This is a genomic window from Cellulomonas sp. PhB150, from assembly GCF_003755175.1.
Classification (GTDB): domain Bacteria; phylum Actinomycetota; class Actinomycetes; order Actinomycetales; family Cellulomonadaceae; genus Cellulomonas.
Map to the genome: position 1 here is coordinate 49749 of NZ_RKHX01000004.1, position 12339 is coordinate 62087.

Below are 12339 nucleotides of genomic sequence, written 5' to 3' on the forward strand. Positions count from 1 at the left end.
AGCCGACCCGGCCACGAACTCGGCAGCTCACACCTCGAACACGTACCCCATCCCGGGCTGCGTGATGATGTGCCGCGGGTGCGCCGGGTCGGCCTCGAGCTTGCGCCGCAGCAGCGCGGAGTAGACCCGCAGGTAGTGCGTCTCGTCGGAGTACCCGGGGCCCCACACCTCCTGCAGCAGCTGCCGCCGGCCGACGAGCCTGCCGCGGTTGCGCACGAGCACCTCGAGCATCGACCACTCCGTGGGGCTGAGCCGCACCTCGATCCCGTCGCGCAGCACGCGGCGCCGGGCGAGGTCCACGGACAGGTCGCCGGCCTCGACGACGGCCTCGTCGGCCTCCGCGGGGACGGCGGCACGGCGGACGGCCGCGCGCAGCCGGGCGAGCAGCTCGTTCATGGCGAACGGCTTGGTCACGTAGTCGTCGGCCCCCGCGTCGAGCGCGTCGACCTTGTCCTCGCCGTGCTGCCGGGCGGAGAGCACGACGATGGGCACGCGGGTCCAGGCGCGCAGCGCCGTGATGACGTCGAGGCCGCTCATGTCGGGCAGGCCCAGGTCGAGGAGCACGACGTCCGGCAGCCGGGACGCCGCCGCCGCGAGCGCGGAGGCGCCGTCGGCCGCGGTCGCCACGTCCCAGCCCGAGGCGCGCAGCGTGATGGCCAGCGCGTGCGCGAGGCCGGGCTCGTCGTCGACGACCAGGATCCGGTTGCCGGTCATGACAAGGCCAGAGGGACGGTGACGAGCATGGTCAGGCCACCGCCCGGGGTGTCCTCGGCCGCGACCTCGGCGCCGACGGCCGTCGCGAGCCCCTCGGCCACGGCCAGCCCGAGCCCGAGCCCGTTGCCCGTGGTGTCGCCCAGCCGCTGGAACGCATCGAACATGTGCCCCTTGAGCTCGTCCGGGATGCCGGGACCGTCGTCGACCACGCGCACGACGATGCCACGCCCGACGACCGCCGCGCTGACCACCACCGGCGAACCCGACGGCGCGTGCCGCACCGCGTTGGACACGAGGTTGGCGAGGACCCGCTCCAGCAGGCCGGGATCGGTCAGGACGAGTGGCAGGTCCTCGGGCACGTCGAGCACGACCGACGCGTAGCCCTCGACCGCGAACGGCACGACCTCCTCCAGGCTCGTCGCCCGGAGCACGGGCCGGACGCTGCCGGTCTGCAGGCGGGACAGGTCGAGCAGGTTGTCGATGAGGCGCTCGAGCCGGGCGGTGGAGTCCGCGAGCGTCGTCACGAGCGCCGCGCGGTCGGGCGCCGAGAGGTCGAGGCCCAACCCGTCCACCGACGCGCGGATCGTGGCCAGCGGCGTGCGCAGGTCGTGCGAGACCGCGGCGAGCAGCGCCGTGCGGGTCGCGTCGGCCTCGCCGAGGATGCGCGCCTGCTCGGCCTGGGCGCGCAGGCGGTCGTGCTCGAGCACCACGCCGAGCTGCGACGCGAACGCCTCGAGCACCCGGCGGTCGCTCGCGGGCAGCACCCGGCCGGTGAGCGCGAGCACGCGGTCATCGTCGACGACGAGCACGGCCTGTGCGTCGTCGGGCGTCACGGCCGGGTCGTTGCCGTCCGCGGCGAGCACGTCCCACGACGAGCCCCGCCGGGCCAGCAGGGCGACGGCCTCGAGCGTGAACGTCTCACGCAGCCGGGCGACCAGGGCCGCTGCGGTGTCCTCGCCCGAGAGCACCGAGCGCGACGCCGCCGCGAGCGCGGAGGCCTCGGCGCGGGCCCGGAACGCCTCGGCCGTGCGTCGGGCCGCCAGGTCGACGACCGACGCGACCCCGGCCGCCACCAGCACGAACACGGTCAGGGCGAGCGCGTTCTCCGGCTCGGCGATCGTCAGGTGCCCGGTCGGCACCGTGAAGAACCAGTTCAGCAGCACGAACCCGACCACCGCGCTGACGATCGCCGGCCACAGCCCGCCGATCAGGGCGACGAGGACGGTCAGGGCCAGGAAGAGCATGAGCTCGGTCGGCAGGCTCACCACGTCGCGCATCGCGGTCAGCACGAGCGTCAGCAGGGCCGGCCCGACGAGCGCCGCGACCCACCCGCCCAGCCGGCGCGGACCCGAGAGGGCCGAGCCCCGCCCCGGGCGAGTCCGGCCCGACCGAGCCCGCTCGTGCGTCACGAGGTGCACGTCGATGACGCCCGCGAGGCGCGCGACCTCGGTCCCGTTGCTCTCGCGCAGCGCCTCGCGCCAGCGGCTGCGCCGGGACACCCCGACGACGATCATCGTGGCGTTGACCCCGCGCGCGAAGTCGACCACCCCGCTCGCGACGTCCTCGCCGACGACGGTGTGGAAGGTCCCGCCGAGCGACTCGACGAGCCTGCGCTGCTCGGCGATCCGGGCGGGGGGCGCGCTCGGCAGCCCGTCGGTGGCCAGGACGTGCACGGCGAGCAGCTCGGAGCCTGCGGCCCGCTGCGCGATGCGGGCTCCGCGCCGCAGCAGCGTGTCGCCCTCGGGACCGCCCGTGACGGCGACCACCACCCGCTCGCGCGCGGGCCAGGGCGAGGAGATCTGGTGGTCGCGGCGGTAGCTGACGAGCGCGTCGTCGACCCGGTCGGCGAGCCACAGCAGTGCGAGCTCGCGCAGCGCGGTGAGGTTGCCGACCCGGAAGTACTGGCTGAGCGAGGCGTCGATCTGCTCGGCCCGGTAGACGTTGCCGTGCGCGAGCCGGCGGCGCAGCGCCTCGGGCGGCAGGTCGACGAGCTGGATCTGGTCGGCGTCGCGCACCACGTGGTCCGGCACGGTCTCGCGCTGCTTGACTCCCGTGATGGCCTCGACGTCGTCGTTGAGCGACTCCAGGTGCTGCACGTTGACCGTGGTCACCACGTCGATCCCGGCGTCGAGGATGTCGTGCACGTCCTGCCACCGCTTCGCGTGCCGGCTGCCGGGGACGTTGGTGTGCGCGAGCTCGTCGACCATCGCCACCTGCGGCGCGCGCGCGAGCACCGCATCGACGTCGAGCTCGGTGAACTCGGCGTCGCGGTGCACCAGCACCCGCCGGGGCAGCACCTCGAGGCCCTCGAGCTGCGCGGCCGTGGCCAGGCGCCCGTGCGACTCGACGAGCCCCACCACCACGTCGGTCCCGCGGGACAGCCGGCGGTGGGCCTCGTCGAGCATGGCGTAGGTCTTGCCGACGCCGGGCGCGGCGCCGAGGTACACCGTGAGGCGACCGCGGCGCGGGGTGCTCTCGTCGGGCGTCACGAGTCCAGTGTCTGCAGTGCGAGGTTCAGACGCAGCACATCGACCCGCGGCTCGCCGAGGACACCCAGGTCCCGGCCCAGCGTGAGCCGCTCGACGATCGCGTCGACCGAGGCGACGGGAACCCCGCGCTCGCGCGCGACACGGGCCACCTGCAGCTGCGCGTAGGCCGGCGAGATGTCGGGGTCGAGCCCTGAGCCCGACGCGGTGACGGCATCGACCGGGACCGCGGCAGGATCCACGCCCTCGGCCGCCGCGACGTCCGCACGGCGCTGCGTGACGGCCGCGAGCAGGTCCGCGTTGAGCGGCCCGAGGTTCGAGCCGGCCGAGGCCAGGGTGTCGTAGCCGTCCCCCGCCGCCGACGGCCGCGGGTGGAACCACTGCGGCCCGTCGAACCGCTGCCCGACGAGCACCGACCCGATGGCCTCGTCGGCGCTCGTCACGCGCTCGCCGCTGGAGGAGACCAGCGAGCCGTTCGCCTGCCAGCGCATCGTCAGCTGCGAGACGCCCGTGACGGCCAGCGGGTAGACGACGCCGAGCAGGACGGTGAGCACGAGCAGCACGCGCAGCCCGGCCCAGGAGTGACGGACGAAGGACAGGGTGTCGGCACCGGGGGTGCGGCGGTCGGTCATCAGGAGATCCCTAGGGCAGTGACGATGAGGTCGATGAGCTTGATCCCGACGAACGGCGCGATGACGCCGCCCAGCCCGTAGACCAGCAGGTTGCGGCGCAGCAGGGCCGAGGCCGACGAGGGCCGGTAGCGGACCCCGCGCAGCGCCAGGGGCAGCAGCCCGACGATGATCAGCGCGTTGAAGATGACGGCCGACAGGATGGCCGACTGCGGGCTGGTCAGGTGCATGACGTTGAGGACGCCCAGCTGCGGGAACGCGACGACGAACATCGCGGGCAGGATCGCGAAGTACTTCGCGACGTCGTTCGCCACCGAGAAGGTGGTCAGCGCCCCGCGCGTGATGAGCAGCTGCTTGCCGATCTCGACGATCTCGAGGAGCTTCGTCGGGTTCGAGTCGAGGTCGACCATGTTGCCGGCCTCCTTCGCGGCCGTCGTCCCCGTGTTCATCGCGACGCCGACGTCCGCCTGCGCCAGTGCGGGGGCGTCGTTGGTGCCGTCGCCCGCCATCGCGACCAGCCGCCCACCCTCCTGCTCCCGCCGGATGAGGGCCAGCTTGTCCTCGGGCGTGGCCTCCGCGAGCACGTCGTCGACCCCGGCCTCCGCTCCGATCGCCCGGGCCGTGAGCGGGTTGTCGCCCGTGACCATGACGGTCCGGATGCCCATCGCCCGCAGCGCGTCGAACCGCTCGCGCATGCCGTCCTTGACGACGTCCTTGAGGTGGATGACCCCGAGCACGCGCGCCGGGTCCTCGCCGAGCTGCTCGGCCACGACGAGCGGGGTGCCACCCGAGGCGGAGATCGCGTCGACCGTCGCGGCGACGTCGTCGCCCGCGTGGCCGCCGGTCGAGCGCACCCACTGGGTCACGGCCGCGGCCGCGCCCTTGCGCACGATCCGCGATTGCCTGCCGCTGGTAGCGGGCAGATCGACCCCGCTCATCCGGGTCCGCGCCGCGAACGGCACGAGCTCCGCGCCGACGAGGTCGTGCCGCTCCCGCAGGGCGAACCGCTCCTTGACCAGGACGAGCACCGAGCGGCCCTCGGGCGTCTCGTCGGCCATCGAGGACAGCTGCGCCGCGTCCGCGAGCGCCTCCGCCTCGACGTCCGCCGCGGGCAGCAGGTCGGCAGCCTGGCGGTTGCCGAGGGTGATCGTGCCCGTCTTGTCGAGCAGCAGGACGTCCACGTCGCCGGCCGCCTCGACCGCGCGGCCGGACATCGCCAGGACGTTGCGCCGCACCAGGCGGTCCATGCCGGCGATGCCGATCGCGGACAGCAGCGCGCCGATCGTCGTCGGGATCAGGCAGACCAGCAGGGCCACGAGGACGACGAGCGTCTGCGCCGCCCCGGAGTAGACCGCGAACGGCTGCAGGGTGACCACGGCCAGCAGGAACACGATCGTCAGCGAGGTGAGCAGCACGTTGAGCGCGACCTCGTTGGGGGTCTTCTGCCGCTCCGAGCCCTCGACCAGCGCGATCATCCGGTCGACGAACGTGCGGCCGGCCGGCGCGGTGATGCGCACGACGACCCGGTCGCTGAGCACGACCGTCCCGCCCGTGACGGCCGACCGGTCGCCGCCGGACTCGCGGATGACCGGCGCGGACTCGCCCGTGATCGCGGACTCGTCGACGCTCGCGACGCCCTCGATGACGTCGCCGTCGCCCGGGATGGTCTCCCCCGCGACGACGATGACGACGTCGCCGACGGCCAGCGTCGAGGACGCGACCTGCACGGTGTCGTCGCCCGCGACGACCTTGCGCGCGGTCGTCTCGCGCTGGGTCGCCCGCAGCGACGCGGCCTGCGCCTTGCCACGCCCCTCGGCGACCGACTCGGCGAGCGTCGCGAACACGACGGTCAGCCACAGCCACACCGTGATCGACCAGGCGAACACGCTGGGGTCGGCGATCGCGAGGACCGTGGTGAACGCGGCCCCGACCTCGACGACGAACATGACGGGCGAGTCCCACAGGGCGCGCGGGTCGAGCCCGCGCAGGGCGCCCGGGACCGCGGCGGCGAGCTGCCGGACGGACAGGGTGGAGGGTGCCGCCTCGACGACGTGCGGCTGGGCTTCGGGCGGCTTGACGAGCGTGCTCATGACAGGGACTCCACGACGGGACCGAGGGACAGGACCGGCACGAAGGTGAGGCCGACGACCACGAGGGTCACCGTCACCAGCAGGCCGACGAACAGGGGGGTGTGGGTGGGCAGGGTTCCGGCACCCTCGGGGACGCGCCGCTGGCTGGCGAAGCGGCCGGCGAGGGCCAGGACGAGCGCGATGGGGACGAACCGGCCGACGAGCATCGCCAGGCCCAGCAGCGTGTTGTAGAACGGCGTCCCGGAGGTCAGCCCACCGAACGCGGAGCCGTTGTTGTTCCCCGCCGAGGCGAACGCGTAGACGATCTCGGTCAGCCCGTGCGGGCCGCCCTGCAGCTGTCCGGCGAGTCCCGCGGGGGTGACGACCGCGACGGCCGAGCCGATCAGGACCACCGCCGGCATGGTCAGCACGGCGAGGGCGACGAGCGTGATCTCGCGCTGCCCGATCTTCTTGCCGAGGTACTCGGGCGTGCGCCCGACCATCAGCCCGGCGAGGAACACCGCGACGATGATCAGCACGACCATCCCGTAGAGCCCGCTGCCGACGCCGCCCGGCGACACCTCGCCGAGCAGCATGCCGACGAGAGCCACGCCGCCGCCCTGGGCGGTGAGCGAGTCGTGCATCGAGTTGACCGCACCGGTGGAGGTCATCGTCGTCGACGCCGCGAACAGCGCCGAGGCGGCCTCCCCGAACCGCACCTCCTTGCCCTCCATCGCGCCACCGGCAGCGGCGGGCACCAGGCCCGGTCCGGCCATCTCGGCCCACGTCAGCAGGCCGACGGCCGCGACCCACAGCATCGACATCGCGGCGAGGATCGACCAGCCCTGGCGGCGGTCGCCGACGATCTGGCCGAACATGCGCGGCATGCTGAACGGGATCAGGAGCAGCAGGATCACCTCGAGCGCGTTGGTCCACGGCGTCGGGTTCTCGAACGGGTGCGCGGAGTTCGCGTTGAAGAACCCGCCGCCGTTCGTGCCGAGCTCCTTGATCGCCTCCTGCGACGCGACCGGGCCGCCGAGGACCGACTGCGTCTGCCCGGCGAGCGTGGTGATCTCGGCGTGCGCGTGCAGGTTCTGGATGACGCCGCCGGCGACCAGGACCAGCGCGGCGACGAATGCGAGCGGCAGCAGGACCCGCACGGTGGCGCGCACCAGGTCGGCCCAGAAGTTGCCGACCCGCCCGTCGGTCCCGGACCGGGAGAACCCGCGGGCCAGCGCGGACGCCACGGCGATCCCGACGGCCGCCGAGAGGAAGTTCTGCACGGCGAAGCCGGCCATCTGCAGCAGGTGGCCCGCGGCGGCCTCGCCGGAGAACCACTGCCAGTTGGTGTTGGTGACGAACGAGACCGCGGCGTTCCAGGACCCCGCGGGGTCCATCGGCGACATCCCGATGTCGAGCGGCAGCTTGTCCTGCAGCCGCGCCAGGCCGAACAGCACGAGCACCGAGGCCAGCGAGAAGCCCAGCAGGGACAGCAGGTAGGTGCTCCACCGCTGCTCGGCGTCGGGGTCCACGCGCATCGCGCGGTAGCCGAGCCGCTCGACCCGCAGGTGCTTGGTCGCGGTCATCGTCCGGAACAGGTGGTCGCCCAGAGGCTTGTGCGCGGCGGCGAGGACCAGGACGACGAGCCCGATCTGGCCGACCGCGGTCCACGTGGCGCTCATCGGACCTTGTCCGAGCGCAGGAGCTGGGCCACGAGGTAGACGAGCAGCGCGCCGGCGATCACGAGGCCGGCCCAGTCGAAGCCGGTCATGAGCGGTCCGCCCGGCGGGCGAGCAGCGCGAGGGCGGTGAAGAACACCACGGTCAGCGCGAGGAAGGCCACATCGGCCATGAGGTCACAGCGCTTTCGACGACGGGCGGGGCGGACCCCGGCGGCCGCTGTACGTGTGGCCGCAGTCGCAGGTCTACGCCGTGGATCGGGCGCCATCGGCGGCGTTGACGGGACCTTGACGGTGCTGCCGCCGGTCTTGCCGAAACCTTGTCGGTCCGGCTCGCCGGACCGGGTCCATGCTCGAAGGACAAGGCTTCTCGAGGGTGGGAGTGAAGGTGGACAGCTCGTCGTTCGTCCGGTCGCACGGTTCCGTCGTGATCGCCTACGCGCTCGCGGCGCCGCTCGTCGTGGCCGCCGCGCTGCACGTCGCCGGCTCGTCGGTCACGCCGACGACCGCAGCCCTGGTGCTCGTGCTCGTCGTCGTCGCTGCGGCATCGACCGGGATCCGCGCGGCCGGCGTCCTCGCCGCACTGTCGGCTGGCGCGTGGTTCGACTACTTCCTCACACGCCCGTACGAGAGCTTCAAGGTCACCGACCCCGACGACATCCAGGCCGCGGTCCTGCTCCTCCTCGTCGGGATCGCCGTCTCGGAGCTCGCACTGTGGGGCCGGCGGCAGCAGGCACGGTCGAGCCGGCGCGCGGGCTACCTGGCCGGCGTGCTCGGCGCGGCTGACCTCGTCGCGGTGAGGGCTCCGGAGCTGGCCGAGGCCGTGTGCCGGCAGATCGTCGAGGTCCTCGGCATCGACGCGTGCCGGTTCGAGCCCGACGCTCGCGGCGGGTCGACCACGCTCACGCACGACGGCTCGGTGGTCCAGCGTGGGCACGACGTCGACGTCGCGAGGCACGGGCTGCCGACCGACGACGTGATCGCGCTGGACGCGGGGCACGGGCGGTTCCTGCTCACGTCGTCGACCCGCGTGGTGCGGCCGACGATCGAGCAGCGCCGCGTCGCTGTGCTGCTGGCGGACCAGGTGCGCGCCGCGCTCAGCGAGGGTTCTTCCCGGTCATCCAGATGACGACGTCGACGACGCGAAGGTCGGTGACGAGCTCGGACAGGTTGGCCGCGGCCCGCAGATCGGCCGCACGGTGCGCGAGTGCCCGTTCATCAGCTAGGAGCGCGGCGCGCATCGCCTGCCAGAACCCGCGCGCATCCTCCAAGCCGAGCTCCTTCTTCACCACGGAGTCGTAGATCGGGACGAGCCGCGGGCGCTTGCGCGCGATGAGCTTGCTCGTCTTCGTGGGCCCCATGCCTGGAAGCTCTCGCAGCAGGTTCCACAGCCTGACCGTGGCGGACCCCGCGTCGATCAGGTCGTCGTCAGCATCGACGAGGTCACGTTCGGCGGGTATGTCCCGGAGAAGCGCACTGATCTGAGGCGCGAGCTCGCCGAGGATCGCGATCGCTGCCCTCGCGGGAACGTCGACCGAGAGCGTGGAGACGGCCACGATGTCCGTGGCGTCGATGACGTCGAGCGTCTCGGGCGTGTTCCATGGGCGGCCGAGATCCTCGAACGCCGCCCCCGTGTAGGGCGACCCGAAGTACGTCGTGAGCAGTTCCACGGCCTCGACCTCGCGACCTGGTCCGAGGACGGGAGGAATCTTCAGCTCGGGGAGTTTCTTCGCCATGGTCGCCACCATCGCAGGCCGTGTCCTCTCGCCGCCGGGAAACAGCGAGAGATCACCCGTGGTGCCAGAGAGCGAACTCGAGCAGGTGGGCATCAGCCGGAGTTCGCAACCGTCCGACGACGAACGGGTGACCATCTCTCCGGTGCACGACCACCGGAGAGAAGCCCAGCGCGGCGATGTCCGCTGCCCACTCGCCGACGAACGCCGACCGCCCGGCAACGTGGAGCCGGGCGATCCGGGCAGTCGTGACGACGACGAACAGGTCTCCGGGCGTCGTCTCGTCGGACAGGAGCGCGATCCCCAGGACGCCCTCGCCGTCCGCCAGGTACGGCGCGCACACGTCGAGCAGCGCCTGCACACGCATGGTCTCGATCCCGTCACCGACCGCGATTGGCGGCACTCCACTCGGGGCCGGGCACAGTTCGACGGCGGGGGCCGCAAGTGCGAGCCCGCGGGTGGTGGCATCGAGGTGACGCATGCCTTGACCCTCCCCTACTGCGCCCACACGGCCCTGTCCGCGATCTGACGCGCTCGCCGCGCGTTCGGCAGTCAGTCCATGACGCCCGGCAGGGCACGCGCCAGGTATGGGAGGTCGTGCCGCGACACCACGATCGTCACCTGCTCCAGCCCGTCGGTGCAGTGCACGTCGACCCATGCGCCACCGACCGCGATCTGGTCGGCGCTGCTCGTGAGGTGCTCGACCGTCAGGCGGTCGACGGGTACCGGATAGCGCAGCCCGCCGCGCCCGGTGAGCCAGGACAACGAGGAGCCGTCGACCTCGAGCACCCCGCCCCGCGGGTGGCAGTAGCGCGTGCTCCCGAGGATCGCTCCGGGGAGCACGAGGGGCCGACCGGCTCGATCGTCCCGCGCGAGCCGTCGTCGCCGACCCGACTCGTAGAGGCCCTGTCCGATGGTCCCGCCCGCAGCGCCGCCGAGGAGGTCAGCGATGAACCCACCGATCACCGCCCGCCAGCCCCTCGCTCGTGTGCCCCCACTACAGCAGCCGTTCGCTGATCAGCATGTTCAGCTCGCGGACGTCGACCCCGGACGCGAAGTTGAACTTGACCCGCCCCAGCCCGCTGAACCACAGCTCGAGCTCGGAGTCGCGGTCCCAGGTTCCCGCAGTCTCGACCGAGAAGGCCTGGACCTTGGAGTACGGCAGGGAGCTGTAGTCCTTCTTCTTGCCCGTCAGCCCCTGGACGTTGAGCGCGACGATCCGGCGGCTCGTGAACGTCACCGAGTCGCGGATGCCCTTGAAGGCGAGCAGCACCTGCTCGTCGGGCAGCAGAATGCCCGTTAGCTCCGCGAAGGCCTCCTTGACGTCCCAGGGCGCCAGCTTCGTGAACGATGCGGTGTCGAAGTCGATCATGAGTCCTCCGGATCAGGGCGGCATCGGCCCGACGAGGCTACGCCCGGGACCTACTCCAGATGCCGCAGCGCCCGCCGCTCGACCTCGTCGAGCACCTCGTCGGCCACCTCCGGGCTGACCTGCCCGACGCCACGGCTCACGAGCACGTACACGCGCTCGATCTCGCTCATCTCGCGGAGCAGGGAGTCGACCGCCTCGTCGTCACCGGTGTCCTCCTCGTCCTGGTCGGGCCCGCGTCTCGCCGTGCCGAACGCCTCCTGCGCCGCCAGGTACCCCTCGTACTGCAGCCGGACCGCCTGCTGCACCCGCTCGGGGTAGGACTCGGCGGTCGGCCCGTCGAGTGCGTCGAGCACCGCCCGCGTCGCGGCCCGGCGCAGCTCCCGGCGCTCCTGGTCCAGGTCGCCCGCGGACCCGACGTGCAGCCAGCGCACGAGCGGGGCGAGCGTCAGGCCCTGCAGGACGAGGGTGACGAGCACGGTGACCAGCGCGACCACGACGACGGCGTCGCGCGACGGGAACCGGTCGCCGGTGTCCACGAAGGCCGGGACCGCCAGCGCGGTCGCGACCGTGACGACGCCGCGCATCCCCGCCCACGACGTGACCACCGCCTCGCGCGTGCCGATCGGCATCGCTCGGCCGTGCCCGATCTTGCCGAATGCCGCGCTGGCGCCCAGCACCCACACGAACCGCAGCGCGATCACCGTCACGCACGTCCAGCCTGCGAGCGCGAGAGCGTCTCCCACGTCCGGGCTGGTCTCGAGGATCTGCGTCAGCTCGAAACCGATGAAGACGAAGACGAAGCTGGTGATGAGGTAGTCCGCGTACCGCCACACCGCGCGTCCGAGCAACCAGCCCTCGGACGTGAGCGCGTGGTGGGCGTAGGTGCGCAGGTAGAGGCCGAGGCTCAGGACGGCGAGCACGCCGGAGCCGTGCAGCGCGTCCGCGCCCAGGTACACGGCGAACGGCATCGCGACCGTCACGGTGGTCTCGGCGGACGCCGCGTGCAGGCGGCCCAGACCGAACTTCGTCACGACGGCGGCGGCGACCCCGATGCCGACGCCCACGACCACGGCAAGCAGGAGGTCGATCCCGAGCACCCCAGCCTTGACCTCGCCGGCGAGCACCGCCGCGATCGCGACGTTGTAGAGCACGAGCGCCGTCGCATCGTTGAACATCCCCTCGCCCTCGAGCACCGTGACCAGGCGCCCCGGCAGGCGCAGGCGGCGCGCGACCGCAGTGGCCGCCACGGGGTCCGGTGGCGCGACGATCGCCCCGAGCACGAAGGCGACACCCCATCCCAGGCCGACGGCATGCGCGACGACGGCGACGGCCACGGCGCTCGCGATCGTCAGGCCGACCGCGAGCAGCAGGATCGGGCGCGCGTTCTCACGAAACTCGCGGGCCGTCGCGCGCTGGGTCGCCGCGAACAGCAGCGGCGGCAGGACCAGGGGCAGGATCAGGTCCGGCTCGACGCTCAGGTCAGGGACGGCGGGGAGGAGCGGGACCGCCAGCCCGAAGAGGGTCAGCAGCACCGGGTACGGCACGCGCAGCCTGTCGGCCAGCGGCGTGAGCACGACGATGCCCGCGACGAGGATCCCCACGACCACGACAGGCGGCAAGGACGACTCCCGTTCTGCTCGGTGCGATCACGCCGGACG

At 72.7% G+C, this 12339-nt stretch carries 12 protein-coding genes; 1 reads left to right on the forward strand and 11 read right to left on the reverse strand.

Annotated features, from left to right (window positions below; translation table 11 throughout):
• Positions 1 to 27: 27 nt before the first annotated feature.
• Genes EDF34_RS13295 through EDF34_RS13320 form a run of 6 tightly spaced genes read right to left on the reverse strand, consistent with a single transcriptional unit; the run spans position 28 to position 7669 of the window.
• The gene (locus tag EDF34_RS13295) at positions 28 to 714 is read right to left on the reverse strand and encodes a response regulator (protein ID WP_123371991.1); all 687 of its coding nucleotides are present in this window, start codon (positions 712 to 714) and stop codon (positions 28 to 30) included.
• Entirely contained in the window at positions 711 to 3203 is a 2493-nt protein-coding gene (locus tag EDF34_RS13300; RefSeq protein ID WP_123371992.1) for a DUF4118 domain-containing protein, read from the reverse strand. Before EDF34_RS13300 ends, EDF34_RS13295 begins: the two co-directional genes overlap by 4 nt.
• On the reverse strand, positions 3200 to 3832 hold the full coding sequence (gene kdpC, locus EDF34_RS13305) for a potassium-transporting ATPase subunit KdpC (RefSeq protein WP_123371993.1): 633 nt from the start codon (positions 3830 to 3832) through the stop codon (positions 3200 to 3202). The genes EDF34_RS13300 and kdpC overlap by 4 nt, the downstream gene beginning before the upstream one ends.
• The gene (kdpB, locus tag EDF34_RS13310) at positions 3832 to 5919 is read right to left on the reverse strand and encodes a potassium-transporting ATPase subunit KdpB (protein WP_123371994.1); all 2088 of its coding nucleotides are present in this window, start codon (positions 5917 to 5919) and stop codon (positions 3832 to 3834) included. The genes kdpC and kdpB overlap by 1 nt, the downstream gene beginning before the upstream one ends.
• The gene (kdpA, locus tag EDF34_RS13315; protein WP_123371995.1) at positions 5916 to 7580 is read right to left on the reverse strand and encodes a potassium-transporting ATPase subunit KdpA; all 1665 of its coding nucleotides are present in this window, start codon (positions 7578 to 7580) and stop codon (positions 5916 to 5918) included. The genes kdpB and kdpA overlap by 4 nt, the downstream gene beginning before the upstream one ends.
• Positions 7577 to 7669: a potassium-transporting ATPase subunit F gene (locus EDF34_RS13320; protein WP_118767978.1), complete on the reverse strand. Its 93-nt coding sequence runs from the start codon at positions 7667 to 7669 to the stop codon at positions 7577 to 7579. Before EDF34_RS13320 ends, kdpA begins: the two co-directional genes overlap by 4 nt.
• 295 nt (positions 7670 to 7964) lie before the next feature.
• On the opposite strand from EDF34_RS13320, the gene EDF34_RS13325 reads away from it, so the two are divergent.
• Entirely contained in the window at positions 7965 to 8705 is a 741-nt protein-coding gene (locus EDF34_RS13325) for a DUF4118 domain-containing protein (RefSeq protein WP_199737896.1), read from the forward strand.
• Here the strand turns inward: EDF34_RS13325 and EDF34_RS13330 are convergent.
• From EDF34_RS13330 to EDF34_RS13350, 5 genes are all read right to left on the reverse strand, one after another.
• Complete coding sequence (locus tag EDF34_RS13330; protein WP_148076630.1) at positions 8674 to 9405, reverse strand: DUF6308 family protein; 732 nt, start codon at positions 9403 to 9405, stop codon at positions 8674 to 8676. The two genes, EDF34_RS13325 and EDF34_RS13330, sit on opposite strands and share 32 nt — an antisense overlap.
• On the reverse strand, positions 9365 to 9676 hold the full coding sequence (locus EDF34_RS13335; RefSeq protein ID WP_158615089.1) for a hypothetical protein: 312 nt from the start codon (positions 9674 to 9676) through the stop codon (positions 9365 to 9367). Before EDF34_RS13335 ends, EDF34_RS13330 begins: the two co-directional genes overlap by 41 nt.
• 185 nt (positions 9677 to 9861) lie before the next feature.
• Positions 9862 to 10152: a hypothetical protein gene (locus tag EDF34_RS13340; protein WP_148076632.1), complete on the reverse strand. Its 291-nt coding sequence runs from the start codon at positions 10150 to 10152 to the stop codon at positions 9862 to 9864.
• Positions 10153 to 10306: 154 nt separating this feature from the next.
• On the reverse strand, positions 10307 to 10681 hold the full coding sequence (locus EDF34_RS13345; RefSeq protein ID WP_123372000.1) for a PH domain-containing protein: 375 nt from the start codon (positions 10679 to 10681) through the stop codon (positions 10307 to 10309).
• A 50-nt stretch (positions 10682 to 10731) separates the two neighbouring features.
• Positions 10732 to 12300: a sodium:proton antiporter gene (locus tag EDF34_RS13350; RefSeq protein WP_123372001.1), complete on the reverse strand. Its 1569-nt coding sequence runs from the start codon at positions 12298 to 12300 to the stop codon at positions 10732 to 10734.
• Between the last annotated feature and the right edge of the window lie 39 nt (positions 12301 to 12339).